General features: G+C 72.6%; 13 protein-coding genes and 2 pseudogenes. 7 read left to right on the top strand and 8 right to left on the bottom strand.

All coding sequences use genetic code 11. The features are described 5' to 3' along the window. Positions 1-13: 13 nt before the first annotated feature. Positions 14-1,372 carry a GH1 family beta-glucosidase gene (locus tag KUM38_RS20510; protein WP_217130860.1) on the top strand — a complete coding sequence of 453 codons (1,359 nt, stop codon included), beginning with the start codon at positions 14-16 and terminating at the stop codon, positions 1,370-1,372. Between the two features lie 98 nt (positions 1,373-1,470). On the opposite strand, the gene KUM38_RS42945 is transcribed toward KUM38_RS20510, so the two are convergent. Then, positions 1,471-3,228, bottom strand: coding sequence for an NlpC/P60 family protein (locus KUM38_RS42945; protein ID WP_217130859.1), 1,758 nt, complete (start codon positions 3,226-3,228; stop codon positions 1,471-1,473). Between the two features lie 385 nt (positions 3,229-3,613). Next, a pseudogene (locus KUM38_RS42940) lies at positions 3,614-3,850 on the bottom strand (LLM class flavin-dependent oxidoreductase); the annotation flags it as partial. Here KUM38_RS42940 and KUM38_RS20495 point away from each other — a divergent pair. From KUM38_RS20495 to KUM38_RS20480, 4 genes and pseudogenes are all read left to right on the top strand, one after another. Further along, complete coding sequence (locus tag KUM38_RS20495; RefSeq protein WP_217130858.1) at positions 3,846-4,205, top strand: hypothetical protein; 360 nt, start codon at positions 3,846-3,848, stop codon at positions 4,203-4,205. The pseudogene KUM38_RS42940 and the gene KUM38_RS20495 sit on opposite strands and share 5 nt — an antisense overlap. 81 nt (positions 4,206-4,286) lie before the next feature. Further along, the gene (locus tag KUM38_RS20490) at positions 4,287-4,580 is read left to right on the top strand and encodes a helix-turn-helix transcriptional regulator (RefSeq protein ID WP_217130857.1); all 294 of its coding nucleotides are present in this window, start codon (positions 4,287-4,289) and stop codon (positions 4,578-4,580) included. Beyond that, on the top strand, positions 4,577-4,963 hold the full coding sequence (locus tag KUM38_RS20485) for a VOC family protein (RefSeq protein WP_217130856.1): 387 nt from the start codon (positions 4,577-4,579) through the stop codon (positions 4,961-4,963). The genes KUM38_RS20490 and KUM38_RS20485 overlap by 4 nt, the downstream gene beginning before the upstream one ends. A gap of 42 nt (positions 4,964-5,005) precedes the next feature. After that, positions 5,006-5,104 (top strand): annotated as a pseudogene (locus tag KUM38_RS20480) (IS5/IS1182 family transposase); the annotation flags it as partial. Here KUM38_RS20480 and KUM38_RS20475 read toward each other — a convergent pair. Further along, positions 5,078-5,287 carry a 4-oxalocrotonate tautomerase family protein gene (locus tag KUM38_RS20475; RefSeq protein WP_132857471.1) on the bottom strand — a complete coding sequence of 70 codons (210 nt, stop codon included), beginning with the start codon at positions 5,285-5,287 and terminating at the stop codon, positions 5,078-5,080. The pseudogene KUM38_RS20480 and the gene KUM38_RS20475 sit on opposite strands and share 27 nt — an antisense overlap. Positions 5,288-5,470: 183 nt before the next feature. On the opposite strand from KUM38_RS20475, the gene KUM38_RS20470 reads away from it, so the two are divergent. Together KUM38_RS20470 and KUM38_RS20465 are read left to right on the top strand one after the other, a co-directional pair. Further along, complete coding sequence (locus KUM38_RS20470) at positions 5,471-6,340, top strand: helix-turn-helix transcriptional regulator (RefSeq protein ID WP_302181241.1); 870 nt, start codon at positions 5,471-5,473, stop codon at positions 6,338-6,340. Positions 6,341-6,477: 137 nt separating this feature from the next. After that, positions 6,478-7,545 (top strand): kelch repeat-containing protein, encoded by a 1,068-nt coding sequence (locus KUM38_RS20465; RefSeq protein WP_217130854.1) that lies wholly within the window; start codon positions 6,478-6,480, stop codon positions 7,543-7,545. Positions 7,546-7,722: 177 nt separating this feature from the next. On the opposite strand, the gene KUM38_RS20460 is transcribed toward KUM38_RS20465, so the two are convergent. The 5 genes from KUM38_RS20460 to KUM38_RS20440 are packed head-to-tail and all read right to left on the bottom strand — an operon-like array spanning position 7,723 to position 15,140. Next, the gene (locus KUM38_RS20460; RefSeq protein WP_217130853.1) at positions 7,723-10,629 is read right to left on the bottom strand and encodes a DUF5682 family protein; all 2,907 of its coding nucleotides are present in this window, start codon (positions 10,627-10,629) and stop codon (positions 7,723-7,725) included. After that, positions 10,626-11,750 carry an AAA family ATPase gene (locus KUM38_RS20455; RefSeq protein WP_217130852.1) on the bottom strand — a complete coding sequence of 375 codons (1,125 nt, stop codon included), beginning with the start codon at positions 11,748-11,750 and terminating at the stop codon, positions 10,626-10,628. Before KUM38_RS20455 ends, KUM38_RS20460 begins: the two co-directional genes overlap by 4 nt. A 56-nt stretch (positions 11,751-11,806) precedes the next feature. Next, positions 11,807-13,231, bottom strand: a complete 1,425-nt coding sequence (locus KUM38_RS20450; RefSeq protein WP_217130851.1) for a VWA domain-containing protein — start codon at positions 13,229-13,231, stop codon at positions 11,807-11,809. Further along, positions 13,228-14,622 carry a hypothetical protein gene (locus KUM38_RS20445; RefSeq protein ID WP_217130850.1) on the bottom strand — a complete coding sequence of 465 codons (1,395 nt, stop codon included), beginning with the start codon at positions 14,620-14,622 and terminating at the stop codon, positions 13,228-13,230. The genes KUM38_RS20450 and KUM38_RS20445 overlap by 4 nt, the downstream gene beginning before the upstream one ends. Next, entirely contained in the window at positions 14,622-15,140 is a 519-nt protein-coding gene (locus KUM38_RS20440) for a hypothetical protein (RefSeq protein ID WP_217130849.1), read from the bottom strand. The genes KUM38_RS20445 and KUM38_RS20440 overlap by 1 nt, the downstream gene beginning before the upstream one ends. Between the last annotated feature and the right edge of the window lie 171 nt (positions 15,141-15,311).

The following is a 15,311-nucleotide window of genomic DNA, read 5'->3' as shown; positions in this document are numbered from 1 at the left end:
CGAAAGGACCTCCGTGACCATCGACTACGCCGCCCTCCCCGACGACTTCCTGTGGGGCACGGCCACCTCGGCATACCAGATCGAGGGAGCCGTGGCGGAGGACGGCCGTTCTCCGTCGATCTGGGACACCTTCTCGCACACCCCCGGCACGATCGACAACGGCGACCACGGCGACGTCGCCTGCGACCACTACCACCGCTGGCGCGAGGACATCGGCCTGATGCGCCGCCTCGGCACCGACGCCTACCGGCTGTCCGTCGCCTGGCCGCGCGTCGTGCCGGGCGGCGACGGCCCGGTGAACGACAAGGGCCTGGACTTCTACGACCGGCTGATCGACGGCCTGCTCGAGGCCGGCATCACCCCGTCGGTCACCCTCTACCACTGGGACCTGCCGCAGACCCTCCAGGACCGCGGCGGCTGGCCCGAGCGCGACACCGCCGAGCACTTCGCCGCGTACGCGTCCGTCGTCGCCGAGCGCCTCGGCGACCGCGTCACTCACTGGGCGACCCTCAACGAGCCCCTGTGCTCGGCCTGGATCGGCCACCTCGAGGGCAAGATGGCCCCGGGCTGGACGGACCTCACGGCGGCCGTCCGCGCCTCCTACCACCTCCTGCTCGGCCACGGCCTGGCCGCCCGCGCCATCCGCGCCGCGGCCCCGGACGCCCAGGTCGGCATCGTCAACAACCTCTCCACCATCCACGCCGCGAGCGACAGCCCCGAGGACCTGGCGGCCGCGGTCCGCATGGACGGCCACACCAACCGCTGGTGGCTCGACCCCGTCCACGGCCGGGGTTTCCCGGAGGACATGCGCGAGGTCTACGGCGTCGAACTCCCGGAGCGGCAGGGCGACCTGGAGACCATCGCCGCCCCGCTCGACTGGCTCGGCCTCAACTACTACTTCCCGCAGGTGGTGGCCGCCGACCCGGACGGCCCCGCCCCCCACGCCGCCTTCGTGCGCCGGGACGGGGTGCCGCGCACCGGCATGGACTGGGAGATCGACGCGAGCGGCATCGAGACGCTGCTGCTGCGCCTGACGAACGAGTACGGCGCACGCAAGCTCTACGTCACCGAGAACGGCTCCGCCTTCCCCGACGTCGTCCGCCCCGACGGCACCATCGACGACCCCGAGCGCCAGGACTACCTCACCCGGCACCTGGCCGCCTGCGCCGACGCCGCCCGCAAGGGCGCCCCGCTGGCCGGCTACTTCGCCTGGTCCCTGCTGGACAACTTCGAGTGGGCGTACGGCTACGACAAGCGCTTCGGCCTCGTCCACGTCGACTACGAGACCCAGGCACGCACGATCAAGGGCTCCGGTCACCACTACGCGGACATCATCCGCGGGCACCGTGACCGCGCGCGGCGGGCGGCCTGACGCCACCGGTGAGCGCGGACGGGCCGTCGAAGACCCGGAAGGGAATCCGACGGCCCGTGCCCCTCGTGCCGCCGCGAGCCGGTCGGCGTGACGCGGCGTCAGATCCGGTGCACGGTGTGCAGGGTCTTCGCGTAGGTGCCCGTGCCGTCCAGCAGTGAGGCGCCGCCGAGGTCGGCCATGGTGGGCCCGTCGACGGTCTTGCGGCTGGAGAGGAAACGGCGCCGGCCGGCCGCGTCCACACCCAGGTGGATGCCGACGTGGTCGACCGTGTCCGTCTGCCGGTCGTCGCCGGAGTCGGCGTTGAACAGCACCAGGTCACCGGGCTGGAGCAGCGCGGCGGCGGGCGGAGCGGTACCGTCGGTCCGGTCGATGCGCACGCCGGGCGCGTGGTCCGCCATGTCCCGGGACTTGCGGGGCAGTCGCTGCCGGGAGGTGTCCTCGCCCGCCGCCAGCGGAACGCCCATGTGGTAGCCGTACACCATGCGCGTGTACCCGGAGCAGTCGAGGTTGCCGACCTGCTTGCTGGACGGCCCGGTGTAGGCACCGTCGTCGAAGGTCCAGCCGATGCCCATGTACTCGTGGAAGTCGGCACCCTCGTAGCGGTAGCCCTGGGGGTCCAGGTAGCCGTACCCGGCCTCTCCCAGGACCTGCCTGCCCCGGGCAGGTCCCGCCCCGGCCGTCACCGCCGGAGCCCCGCCGAGGAACATCGCGGCGTACGCGAGCACGTCCGGAGCCGTGGAGCCGGCCCAGCCGCGTATGACCTGGTCCAGTTCCTCGGTCCAGGTGCCGTCGAACGGCCGGGGCAGCACACGCACCCAGTCGCCGTGTGTGACGCTCGGCGGGGCGTCCCAGGTCGCGGCGTCCACCTGGAAGCGGCTGACGGAGAGCCTGACCGGCAGGTTGGTGCACCCCTGGTTGGCCAGGGCGCGCAGGCCCACCCGGCCCTTGGCGAAGGTGGAGTCGCTGACGTCGACGTCCCATGCGGACGGTTCGGCCGACTCCGAACGCCACGCCTTGACCCGGATGCGGGAACCCTCGCGGCGCACCCGGATCGTCCAGTCGGTGTTCGCGGGCACCCCCGTGGCGAGTGTCAGGGCCGGGGTCAGCTGGGTGACGGTGTCGGCGACCTCCTTCTCGACGCGCAGCTGGACCGCGCCCGTGGTGAGGAAGGACAGCCGGGCCCGGTAGTTGTTGTGGGCGTCCTGGTATCCGAAGGACAACGCGTACGAGCACGCCTCGCCGGTGGGAACCTTGTCGAACGCGGCCACGGAGCGCACGTCGACGTCGGTGATGTCGTCGTCGCGCAGACTGGCGTGGCGACTGGCGTAGTCGGTGGTCAGGTCGATGACGCCGGCACCCGGCACCACCGAGTAGTCGGTGTCGACGGGCCCGAGGGTGGACCAGACACCCCCGCCGGGCGAGGCACCCCAGTGGTCCCGTTCCGCGACCGGCAGCGACAGGTCCGGCAGGGTACGCCGGAAGTCGTCCACGAAGGGTCGCTTGTCCTCGGTGAACGTGCGCCGCGGTCCCGGCAGTACGACGGTCCGCGCGCCGTGGGTCAGCAGCGCGACGCGTCTGCCGCCCGAGGTGACCTCGGTACGGGCCGGGGAGCCCGGCAGCACGGTCGTGGTGAGCGAGGCGTCGAGCGTCACCGGGGCGAAGTAGGAGGCGTCCAGCGGGGACAGCGTCACGGAGGACCGGGCCGCGGCCGTCCCGGCCGCGACCGCGAGGGGCTGCACGGACACGGGAACGGACGAGGCGGCGCGCGCGGGTGCGGCGACTGCCCCGGCCAGCGGAACGGAGGCGGCGGAGGCGGCGAAGGCGGTCAGCAGGGTGCGTCGGGAAGCATGGATCATGCGGCACATGATCTCGTGCCTCGCACCCGGGCAGGGCGCTTCCGGGAGAACCTCCGGAGGAGGGCGGGACGGACCCGTCGTGAGGACGGACCCGTCGTGAGGACGGGTCCGTCCCCCGCTCCGCGACCGGCCGCCGGGACGGCGACCCCTGGTACGGGCCGGGCCCCCGCGGCAGCACGCCACCGGTGGACCGGCGCCCGGTGCGCGTGAACAGCTCGTGACAGTGCCCCACGGGGCGCGCTCCCGGGTACCCGCCCGTCCCGTCCGGCTCTGACCTGGCGCGATGCGCGCGGTGGAGGAGCTGGGCCACCGGCCCGACACGGCCGCCCGGCGGCCGGGGCTCGCCCCGGGGGAGGTAGGTGTCGGCGTGCCGGGCGGCGATCGGCAGGGCGGCCTCGGAGGAGCCGCCGAAGAAGACCGGGGGCCGGGTCAGCGGCGGCCGGCGCAGGCGCCCGCCCGCGACCCGGTGGTGGACGCCCTCGAAGTCGTACTCCCCTCCGCTCCAGGCGGTGTGCGGCAGGTGGAGGAACTCGCCGGTGCGGGTGTGGCGCTCGTCGTGGGCGAGGAAGTCGCCGTAGGAGCGCTGCTCGTCGGCGTCGGACCGTGCGGCGCCGCGCGTGATCGTCGTCCCCGGCGTTCTGGTCGCCGTCGCGGGCTTCCTCGCCTTCGCCGTCCAGGCCGGCTCCGACGCCCCTCACTGGTGTCTGGTCGCCTCCCCCGCCGTCATGGGCACCGGGGTCGGCATGACGAACATGCCCGTCATGGCCTCCGCCACGCGCGGCCTCGCGGGCACCGAGGTGGCCGCCGGCGGTACCGCGCTGGACATCGTCTCCCGGGCGGCGGCGTCCGCCGGCACGGCGCTGGTGGCTTCGCTGCTGACGGCGACGGACGGATTCCGTACGACGCTGCTGTGCGGGGCGGGCCTGAGGGCGCCGGCGCTGCCGATGGCGACGCGCCTGCCGAAGCACCGGCCGTGAACGCGGTGCGCGCGCTCACCTTCCGGGCCGGTACGACCCTCGTCTTGATAGGCAAGTCGCCACTTGCCTATGCTGGTGGTCGTGGAGGAGGATGTCTTCAAGGCGCTGGCCGACCCCACCCGCCGCCGCATCCTCGACGAGCTGGTGGAACGGGACGGCCAGACCCTGTTCGAAATATGCGCGCGGCTGGTGACCAAGTACGGCCTGGGACTGTCCCGTCAGGCGATCAGCCAGCACCTGGCCGTACTGGAATCCGCGGGTCTGGTCGTCTCGAGGCGCCAGGGCCGCTACAAGTTCCACGACCTGAACACCGAACCCCTCGAGCACATCGTCACCCGATGGCTCAGGCCCGACCCACCGGAGGGCACCCCATGAGGATCCACCTCACCAGCGTCTTCGTCGACGACCAGGAGAAGGCCCTGCGCTTCTACACCGGCGTACTGGGCTTCGTGAAGAAGAACGACATCCCGATGGGCGCGGACCGGTGGCTGACCGTGGTCTCGCCGGAGGACCCCGACGGGACGGAACTGCTGCTCGAGCCCTCCGGCCATCCCGCGGTACAGCCGTACAGGACGGCGCTGGTCCAGGACGGCATCCCGGCCGCGTCCTTCGCCGTGGACGACGTGCGGGCGGAGTTCGAGCGGCTGCGCGGGCTCGGGGTGCGCTTCACCCAGGAGCCGCTGGAGATGGGCCCGGTCACCACCGCGGTTCTGGACGACACCTGCGGCAACCTGATCCAGATCGCCCACAGCAAATAAGACGCCATTTCAGGTGGCGTGCTCTTGCGGCAGTCCGGGGTGATGACTGCCGCGCTCGTCGAGCGGATGGCGCCGGAAGACCTGTGGGCCTTGTTCCAGCGGGTGGTGCCGGCGTCAGGCGTCGCCGTTGAGCATGGCGGCGGTGAGGACGTTGCCGGCCACTCCCCAGCCTCCGTCGACGACCTCGTCGACGAGCACGACGGTGGTGGCGCGGGCCCGCTCACCGTAGATCTCCGCGTACAGATCGGTGGTGCGCTCGACGATCTTCTTCTTGTCCTCGGCGGTGACGGTGCCCGCGGGGACCTTGAAGTTGGCGAAAGGCATGACTGTCCCTGAGTGGTCGGCGGTCCGGGAGGACCGGGCGTGGTTCACAGCGACGGCGGGGCCGCCCCGGTGAACCGGTGCGGAACGGAGGTCGCTGGTGGTCGTGTCCTCCACTCTGCGCGCCGACGGCCGGCCGAACCAGGTGATGTCGTCCCCTGGGCCGGTGCCCCGGCCCGGCACACAATGGCGGACATGGGTTCTGTGAAACACACCGAGCTGGGAGCATTCCTGCGGTCGCGGCGTGACCGCATCCGCCCGGGCGACGTGGGGCTTCCGGCCGGGCCCCGGCGCCGGGTGCCCGGGCTGCGCCGGGACGAGGTCGCCCAGCTCGCCGGGGCGTCGGTGGACTACTACAACGAGCTCGAACGCGGAGCCGGGTCCCAGCCGTCCGAGCAGATGATCGCCGCACTGGCGAGGGCGCTGCGCCTGACCGCCGACGAGCGGGACTACCTCTACCGTCTGGCGGACCGCCCGGTGCCCGCCCCGGGCAGCGCCGCCTCGCACGTCCACCCCGGCATGCTCGACCTGCTGCACCGGATGCCGTCGACTCCCGCGCAGGTCATCACCGATCTGCATGTCACGCTGGTGCAGAACCCGCTCGCGGTGGCACTCCTGGGGGACCACTCCCGATTCCAAGGGATCCGGGCCAGCTTCGTCCACCGGTGGTTCACGGAGGCCGACGCCCGGAGCCTGTACCCGGAGGCCGACCACGAGGCCCAGTCCCGTGCCTTCGTCGCCGACCTGCGGGCCGCGGCCGCCCGGCGGGACGCCAAGGACGCCGAAGCCACGTCGATGATCCGCTCGCTGAGGGACACCTCGCCCGAGTTCGCCGCGCTGTGGGCCGACCACGAGGTGGCCTTCCGGCGCGACGACCGCAAACGCATCCGGCACCCCGCACTCGGGATCGTCGAGGTCAACTGCCTCAACCTGTTCAGCGAGGACGGCCGGCAGCGGCTGCTCTGGTTCACCCCCGCACTCGGCACCGACAGCGCCGACCTGCTCGACCTGCTCGCGGTCCTCGGCACCCAGGACGTCGTCGACCCCGCACCCTGAAAGGGCTCCGGCCGAGCCGGGTACTCCCCACCCCCGGGACGACATCCCCTGGTCGCCCCCACCGCGGACAGAAACACTGAACGGGCCGAAGCCACCTGCTTCTGACGGAAACCAGGCCCTGTGACAAGGAGTTTCTCATGCAGCGGCGGACAGTACTGCTCCTCGGCGCCGCCTTGGCGGTGTCCCCGGCCGTCGAGGCCCACGCGCATCCGGGTCACCCGATCTCCCCCGGTGGAACGCCCCCCGTGGAAGAAGGGCCCTACCACAGGGGCTGGCAGCGACTCGCACCGATCGCGAGCGGACCCCGGCAGGAGCACAGCGTCGCCGCCGTCGGCGACAAGGTCTACGTCATCGGCGGCATCGTCCCCGGGGAGTCCGGCGGCATCACCACCACCACGCGGGTCGACGTCTACGACACGCGTCACGACACCTGGTCGGACGCGGCACCGTTGCCCGTCGCGATGAACCATCCCAATGTGGCGGTGGTCCACGGCCGGATCCACGTCCTCGGCGGGCTGTCCGGCGGATCCGAGTGGCAGGCCCTGCGCGACAGCTTCGTCTACTCCCCGCGCGCCGACCGATGGCGACGGCTTCCCCCCATGCCCGCGGGCATCGAGCGGGGGAGCGCCGCGATCGGCGTGCACGGGACGAAGATCTTCCTCGCCGGCGGCATGCGCGTCCTCGTGCCGGGCGCGGGCGGCCTTCAGGACACGGTGGACACCGTGTCCGCGTACGATGCCGTGACCGGCCGGTGGGAGAGTCTGCCGAGTCTGCCGCAGGCGCGCGACCATGTGGGCGGAGCCGTGGTCGGCGGGACGTTCTACGTGCTCGGCGGCCGGGACCGGGGGCAGGTGAACGTACGGGACACCGTCTACGCGCTCGACCTGCGCGCCCACCGCTGGTCCGAGCGAGCACCGATGCCCACGGCCCGCGGCGGCATCGCCGCCGCGGCCGTGGGGACGAGGATCTACACCTTCGGCGGTGAGGGGCGGCACGACGGCAGCAACCCGAACACGGTCTTCGACGAGACCGAGGCGTACGACACCGAGCGCGACCGGTGGCAGCGGCTGGCTCCCATGCCGGTGCCGCGCCACGGCACGGCCGCCGTCGCCGTACGCGGCACGATCCACATCCCCGGCGGCGGCGTCCGGGGCGGTGGCGCCCCGGTGCATGTCAACGACGCCTACCGTCCCGCCCACCGGTGAGCGTGCCCGCCGGCACCGTGGACACCTGAGGCACTCGAAGACCGGCCGGCCGTGTCCCTCGACGACACTCTCGCCGAGCGACACGGCCGGCCTCCTCCTCCCGGGCGCGGGTGCGGCGACCTCGGGAAGGTCGTCGACACCCGGCCCGGGGAGGAACGCGCGCTCGGCCGTCCGCGGTCAGTGACCAGCGAGCAAAGACGCCAGGGCGTCGGCGGTCGCAGGGTGACGGCTTGCCAGCGCGGCACCCGACGGGCCGGAACCGGCCGTTGCCCACGCCCCTTCGCAGCCCAGCAGCTCCGCCACCGCGTCGCACGCCGCCGGATGCGCGGCCAGCAGCCCGGCGCCCGCCGGGGCCGGGGCGTCGGACCGCGTCCAGCCTCCCTCGCAGCCGAGCAGCCCCGCGACCGCGTCGCACGTCGCCGGATGTGCCGTGAGCAGCGTGGCGCCCCGGCGGACATCGGCCACGGGCTTCGCGGCGAACGGATCCGTCTCCGGCATCCGCCACGGCGGCACCCACGCGTCCAGCGCCGCCAGCCGGCCCGGGAAGATCCGGCCGGCCTCGCGGACCATCAGCGGGGCGAGGTCCGCCGCGCCGGAGCGCAGGGTGGTGATCAGCAGCGGCAGCCACGGCAGCAGCACCGAGTCCGGCAGCCGCCCGAACGCGTTCGACACCGCCTCCACCACCACGTCCGCCAGCCCCGGCACGGGCTCCAGCGCGTGCACGAAGCCGCTCAGATAGCGCGGGTAGGCGGGCACCACCAGCGGGTTGTCCAGCAGCTCGTCGCACCGGGCCCGCAGCTCGGCCCGGGACAGGGTGCCGAGCTGCACCTGCGCCGCCCACAGCAGTGCCGTCTTCGACGGGTCGTCCGGGTGCGACTGGGCGACCGCGAGCTCCAGCTGGGTCCGGTCGCAGCCCAGCGACAGCGCGAGGCCCTCCATGGAGAACAGGAAGCCGAGCATCGCCGCGACCTGCCCCACCGTGGCGTCCTCGTCCCGGAACGCCGTCGGCAGCAGGGTGCAGTAGTGGGCGTAACCGGTCTTGACGAACGACTCGATCCACGCCGGCAGCACCGGCTCGCTGGTGCGGTAGTACGCCAGCAGCGCCCGCACCCGGCGCAGCACCTCCGGCGCCCCGTCGACACCGCGCTCGGCGGCGAGCAGCTTCAGCGCGTGCGTGCCGAGCTCGTCGGCGAGCCGGCGGCCGCCCAGGTACAGGAGCGAGTCCTCGACCGCCGCCAGCACCGTCGCCGTCGTCGCCTGCGGCCCGTACGCGTCACGCCGCAGCCGCTGCTCCAGGACCTGCTCGAGGCTGACGCCCTCGTAGCCCAGCTCGATCAGGGCCCGCTGGTGCGTCCCGAGCGCCAGGTCCCACGACTCCTGGATCGACCGCTCACCGAGCCGCCGCTCACCCATGATCGGCCGAGCCGCCCCCTGCGGAAGCAGCCGCCGCAGCATCCACAGCACATCGGAGCAGGCCCGCAGTTCCGGCCGGGACGCCATGTCCAGCAGTGCCCTGCGCACCCCGCGCTGTTCGAGCTTCAGCTCCAGCGGTGCGAGCCGGTCGTACACGTCACGGGCGAGCGGCGGCAGCGAGTCGTACCCGACCTGCCCGATCCGGTCGCCGCCCATCATGATCTCGACGAGGCGCCGCACGTCCCGCCGCCCCGGGACACTGTCCTTCTCGATGCAGGTGACCGCCGCGTCCTGGAAGTCGTACGGCGTCGGCCTGGCCCGGTCCCGCATGCCGGCCAGCAGGATCGACGTCTCGAAGACGGCGATGGCGTCGGCGGTCGAGGCGAGATAGCCGTTGCGCCGGGCCGCGCGCACGATGTCCACCGACCAGCCGAGCAGCTCGGCCTCGTCCAGACCGTCGAGCACGGGCGGCCGGCGCAGGAAGCCGGACAGCTTGTCCGCGTCGGCCGCGGGCGCCGGAACCGGAGCCGGGGCGACGGCCGCCTTCTTCCCCCCGGACTTCCTCGCCCCCGCCTGACCTTCCAGCCGGTACGGCTCCACCCGGGTCCGCTTCAGGCTCTTCGCCCACTCCGTCGCCGCGATCGACACCGACCCGGCGGCGAGGCCGAACTGCGCCTCGATCGCCGCGTGGCTGGACGGGATCAGCCCGTACTGCCAGGTGGTGGCGGTGCGCGGGGAGATCGTGAACGTGTCCGAGCCGCCGTGCACGCCGAACTCCTCGACGCGGCTGGCCGCGTGGAACGCCCCGCACACGTACAGGCAGTCCTCCGGGTCCGTGCCGGTCGCCGCCAGGTGCTCCCGCATCCGGGTCCACATGTACCGCTCGCGGTCCTCGTCCACCCGGACGCGGGACCCGTCGCCGGGGGCGAGCCGCCGGAACAGGCTGCCGATGAGGAACATGACCTGGCGGTAGGTGTCGTGGTCGGCGGCGCTGTCGCCGAGCGGGACCTCGACGTACTGGTGCCACCACTCCGACCAGTGCCGCACCTTGCCGTGGCGCAGCAGGTGCTCCTCCAGTTCGGCGAAGCGCGGCCGCAGGTCGCCGATCTCGACGCCGACGGCCTCACCGTGCAGCGCGGCCTCGGCCTCCTCCGGAGGCTCGGTGCCCTCCTGCTCCTGCTCGCCCCTCCTGTCCCACTGGAAGACGTGGTCCGCCGACCGGTCGACCAGGACCAGTTCCACGCCCGGGGTGTCCAGGGCGTACGCGATCGCCTGGTACTCGGCGGACGCCTCCGTGATCGGTGCCACCACCGACAGCGGGGCCCAGTCGGCGGGGAAGCCGTCGACGTCGCCGGCGAACGCCTGCACCGCCACCGGCAGCCGGCAGTTGCGCAGCTCGGTCAGGAGCGGTGCCATGTCCTCGCACAGCTCCAGGTACACCACCTTGGGCTGCTTCTCGCGCAGGCGGCGGGCCATGGCGAGCGCGGACGCGGGGGAGTGGTGACAGACGGGGAAGATCTCCAGCGGCTCGCGCACCGCCCGGTCGACGTCGTCGACCATGCCGAGGAGGATGCCCTCCAGGGCGTCCGGGCCGCCCGCGAATTCGGCTGCGGCTTCCTGTAGTTGTCCGCGCAGCGCGGCGAACGACGTGCTCTCCTGGGACCCGCTCATGACAGGGTGGCGATCGCGTCGCGGCCGCCCTCGAGGAACTCGGGCCAGGAACCGCCCTCCTCCTTGCTGCGCGGCTCGACGACACCGTGCAGGTACTTGTTGAGGATGGCCAGGTCCTCGGGCTCGCGCCGGGTGAGGGAGCCGACCAGCGAGGAGGCGAGGGCGCGGGCGGTCAGGGTGCGCTCGCCGAAGAAGTTGCCGTGCAGGACGGCGTCCTCCAGCACACCGATCTGCTCGGCCGTCGACAGCGCGGACTCCAGCTTCTCGTCGTCGCTGCCGGCCGCGGCGGCGGACGCCCGCAGGTCGGCGAAGCTCTGCAGCAGCACGTCCAGCAGGGTCGGCGGCACGTCCAGGTCGATCGAGTGGCGGCGCAGCAGCTCCTCGGTGCGGAAGCGGACGATCTCCGCCTCGCTCTTCTTGTTCGTCACGACCGGGATGCGGACGAAGTTGAAGCGCCGCTTCAGCGCGGAGGAGAGGTCGTTGACACCCCGGTCGCGGCTGTTGGCCGTGGCGATGATCGAGAAGCCGGGCTTGGCGAAGACGATGTTGTCGTCGCCGCCCCCGCTCTCCAGTTCCGGAACGGAGATGTACTTCTCGGAGAGGATCGAGATCAGCGCGTCCTGGACGTCGCTCGTGGAACGGGTCAGCTCCTCGAAGCGGCCGATGGCTCCGGCCTCCATGGCGGTCATGATCGGCGAGGGGATCATCGACTCCCGCGACTGGCCCTTGGCGATGACCATCGACACGTTCCACGAGTACTTGATGTGGTCCTCGGTGGTGCCGGCCGTGCCCTGCACCACCAGCGTGGAGTTGCGGCAGATCGCGGCGGACAGCAGCTCGGCCAGCCAGCTCTTGCCCGTGCCGGGGTCGCCGATGAGCAGCAGACCGCGGTCGGAGGCGAGGGTGACGATCGACCGCTCCACGAAGCTGCGGTCGCCGAACCACTTCTGCGACACCTCGCGGTCCAGGCCGTCGGCACGCTCGGAGCCGAGGATGAACAGACGGACCATCTTCGGGGACAGGCGCCACGAGAACGGCTTGGGGTTGTCGTCGATCGACTCCAGCCAGTCGAGCTCCTCGGCGTACTTGATCTCGGCGGGGGCGCGCAGCAGGTCGGACATGAGGGAAAAGCCTTTCGTACGGTGGTCGAGAGGGACGTGTGACGCCGCTGCGTCGATCAGGTGAGGAACGTCTTGAGTTCGTGCACGAGCTTCTTGATGTGGCCGGAGATCACCGGCGTGCCGAGGTCCTTGAACTTCTCCCGGAACCACGGGTTGACGCTGCCGCGCCCGGAGCTGGTCACCGAACCCACCGGGATGAACTTCGCCCCCGAACGGTGGATGGCGGCCATGCTCTCGAACAGCTCCTCCGTGCGCCATTCGTAGAAGTCGGAGATCCACACCACGACGGTGTTGCGCGGTTCGGCGATCTTCGGCTGGGCGAGCGCCATCGCCACGGTGCCGTCGGTGCCGCCGCCGAGCTTGGTCCGCAGCAGCGTCTCGAACGGGTCGTGTGCCCAGGGCGTGAGGTCCAGCGCCTGCGTGTCGTACGCGATCAGGTGGACGTCCACCTTCGGCAGCCCGGCGAAGATGGACGCCAGGATGGTGCAGTTGACCATCGAGTCCACCATCGAACCCGACTGGTCCACGACCACGATCAGCCGCTGGGGTGTCGTCTTGCGGCTGGTGTGCCGGTAGTAGAGCCGGTCGACGTAGAGCCGCTCCTCCTCCGGGTCCCAGTTGGTGAGGTTCTTCCAGATGGTGCGGTCGAGATCGAGGTTGCGGTAGACGCGCTTGGGCGGGACGGACCGGTCGAGTTCACCGACCGTGGCCTTCTCCACCTGGGTGCGCAGCACCTCGGTGACCTCGTCGACGTAACGCCGGATCAGCGCCTTGGCGTTGGCGAGGGCGACACCGGAGAGGTTGTTCTTGTCGCGCAGCAACTGCTCGATCAGCGACATGCTCGGCGTCAGCCGCGAGGCCAGCGCGGGATCGGCCAGCACCTCGCGCAGCCGCATGCGCTTGACGAGACCGGCCTCGATGGAGCCGAGCTCCGGCCCGATCTGGGGAACGAGGCGGCTGAGGTCGGGTGTGGGCGCGCCGAAACCGGTGCCGGTCGGGCTGACGCCCTGCCCGGCTCCCGCGCGGTTGACGCCGCCGCGTCCGCCGCGCAGCTCACCGGGCCGGCAGCCCAGCGCCCGCTCCAGCCAGCCCGCGTCGGACTGCCAGCGCGCCAGCTGCTCGGCGGTGACGGCACCGGAGCCGGTGGCGAAGACGTTCAACAGCACCTTCGACGCGAGCGCCGCACGCCGCACCTCGGCGGCCCGGTCACGCGCACCGTCCCCGTCCGGCTCGGGCGTCATCAGCCCGTCGAACTCGGCGGCCAGCTCCGGGTGCCGCTGCACGACGGAGTCGACGGACGCCCCCGGGTCGAGCAGCGCGGCCGGCAGGCCGATGTCCTCGACGACGGCGAGACTCGCCGACTCCAGGGACGCCTGCTCCTCGGGGTCGAAGAGCCGGGCCAGCAGCCGCCAGTACAGCACCTGCCGCCGGTTCTCGTCGGGATCGGGCGCGCAGGCCCCTCCGATGGTCTGCCCGCTCATTTCCGCAGCAGCTTTCCGGCACGCTCGCGCAGCACCTTGACGGCGTCGGTGGCGGCCTTCTCGGCCCGCACCCCGGCCTTGTCGGTCGTACCTCCGGCCCACGCCCCGGCGTGCACGGCGACGGCCTTCTTCCGCACGGTCCGCTCGACGGCGAGCGGCTGGAGCAGGAACTCCCCGGCGTCCCAGCGCAGCAGCCCGACACACGCACCGGACGAGGCGACGACCTCGGGGGTGAGCGGACCGGCGGCCGGAACCCGGTCGGTGTCGACGGGGAGCCGCTCCCCGGCGACCCGGAAAGCCACCCCGCCCTCGTCCTCCTCCACGGCGTACCCCTCCAGCAGGACGGGCACGGCGATGCGGGCCGGATGCCGGTCGAGCGGAGCGGTCGCGAAGGCGACGGCGGCGGGCAGCGCCACCCGCGCGGTGGCGAACGCCTCGGCGGGCTCGCCCGCACGCGCCCGGGCGTCGTCCCACAGCAGATCGCCCTCACCGGTGACGGGCATCGCGTCGAGCTCCATGGCACGCCCCTCGCTCACGGCGGCCAGCAGGGACATGTGCGGCCGGAGCAGCTGCCACAGCCCCGCCCCGACGACGGTGTCGGGCTTCGGCGCGGACACACTGGCCCGCACCAGCCGGGCCGTGCCGCCGTCCGCCGGCTCGAACACCGCGTGCACCTGCGCCTGTACGGCGGTGGCGTGCTCCTGCACGTCGACCCCGAGCGGCAGCAGCCGGCCGGTCGCCCCGGTGACCGCGGGGGCGGACGCCGCGCCGGGCAGGGTCAGCAGCATGGCGCGCGACCACAGGTCGGCCCATCGACGTACGGGAACGTGCTCCAGGGACGCGCCGGGACAGGAGGCGGCGAGTTCGGCGGCGAAGCCGTCGAGCAGCGTGGCCAGGCGGCGCAGTGCCGGGTCGGGCAGCATGGCGGACACGACGGGCGCGGCACCGGCGACCAGCTCGTGATCGATACCGTGCCAGCCGGCCCGCGCGAGATCGCACAGCCAACTACGGGCGGCGGCACGCAGGTTGACCCCATGTTCCTCCCCGCCGGCCGCGGCCGTGCCGCTCTCCCCGTCCCGCGCCCGCCCGACGGCCTCCTCGACCCGCTGGAAGAGCGCGTCGTGCACGGAACCGAGCAGGGCGGTGCGAGCGGCCGCGAGCGCCACGAAGTGATCCTCGCCGGCCGCCCCGGCGGCCGTCTTCTCGGCCGCCTCGGCGACCCGCGCCGCCAGCGGCGACCCGGCGACGGCGTCCGCGAGGGCGGCCAGCCCGCTCGCCTGGGCGGGCTGCGGACGCAGCAGACCGGCGACCAGGACCTCGTCGAAACCGTCCACGGCCGCGAGGGCCTCGTCGAGCCCGTCGACGGCGTCGGTCAGCAGATCGGCACGCATCAGGCCACCGCCCTCGTCGTCGGGAACCACTGCATTTCGGGCAACGGGGCGGTGACCGGGGCGAGTTCGAGGTACGCGAGGTGCCGCAGGAACCGGCTGAACACCTGCGCCGCCGCCGAACTGTCGCCCTGGGCGGGCCGCGTGGCGGTCATCGCGTCGGTGACGGAGTCCGCGTCGGGCGCCTCACCGGTGACCTCGACCTTCAGGTACCGGGCCACCCGCTCGACGCCGTACTGCAGCACGGCCTCACCGACGAGCGCGCGTATGTGGTTGCAGAACCACCCGCGCGCCCCGCCGCAGGGCCGGTTGTTGTTGGTGCTGCACGCGAACGCGTACGTCCCCGCCTCGACCGACGAGACGTACACCCGCCCGATGTCCGACCCGCTGGACACCACACCCTGCAGCCGCCCGTCGGCCAGCTCCACGAACGGCACCTTCGCGAGCTTCCGCGGCCGCGCGGACGGCACCACCCGTGCCGTGCTCGACTTCTCCCGGACCGACAACGCACCATCTCCCATGCATGCGAAAGGGGACGTCAACGCCAGAGCGGCGCAACGAGATCAAGCTATCGGCAGCCACTGACAACGCCCCCTGCCCGGGGCGGGCGCGGAGGCGGCGGGCAGAACGATCGTCGTTGACGTCGTCAACGGCCGTCTTTCATTGATACGCGGCCGGGACGCTGTGTACCG

Origin of the sequence: Streptomyces sp. AC558_RSS880, from assembly GCF_019049255.1 — a bacterium.
Classification (GTDB): Bacteria; Actinomycetota; Actinomycetes; order Streptomycetales; family Streptomycetaceae; genus Streptomyces.
Note: the sequence above shows the minus strand (reverse complement) of the source record. Positions and strands in the feature narration are given on the sequence as shown.

Coding starts and splice junctions, on each gene's coding strand:
- KUM38_RS42945 (WP_217130859.1), bottom strand. CDS start 3,228: ATGATCCATGCTTCCCGACGCACCCTGCTGACCGCCTTCGCCGCCTCC.
- KUM38_RS20485 (WP_217130856.1), top strand. CDS start 4,577: ATGAGGATCCACCTCACCAGCGTCTTCGTCGACGACCAGGAGAAGGCC.
- KUM38_RS20475 (WP_132857471.1), bottom strand. CDS start 5,287: ATGCCTTTCGCCAACTTCAAGGTCCCCGCGGGCACCGTCACCGCCGAG.
- KUM38_RS20470 (WP_302181241.1), top strand. CDS start 5,471: ATGGCGGACATGGGTTCTGTGAAACACACCGAGCTGGGAGCATTCCTG.
- KUM38_RS20465 (WP_217130854.1), top strand. CDS start 6,478: ATGCAGCGGCGGACAGTACTGCTCCTCGGCGCCGCCTTGGCGGTGTCC.
- KUM38_RS20460 (WP_217130853.1), bottom strand. CDS start 10,629: ATGAGCGGGTCCCAGGAGAGCACGTCGTTCGCCGCGCTGCGCGGACAA.
- KUM38_RS20455 (WP_217130852.1), bottom strand. CDS start 11,750: ATGTCCGACCTGCTGCGCGCCCCCGCCGAGATCAAGTACGCCGAGGAG.
- KUM38_RS20450 (WP_217130851.1), bottom strand. CDS start 13,231: ATGAGCGGGCAGACCATCGGAGGGGCCTGCGCGCCCGATCCCGACGAG.
- KUM38_RS20445 (WP_217130850.1), bottom strand. CDS start 14,622: ATGCGTGCCGATCTGCTGACCGACGCCGTCGACGGGCTCGACGAGGCC.
- KUM38_RS20440 (WP_217130849.1), bottom strand. CDS start 15,140: ATGGGAGATGGTGCGTTGTCGGTCCGGGAGAAGTCGAGCACGGCACGG.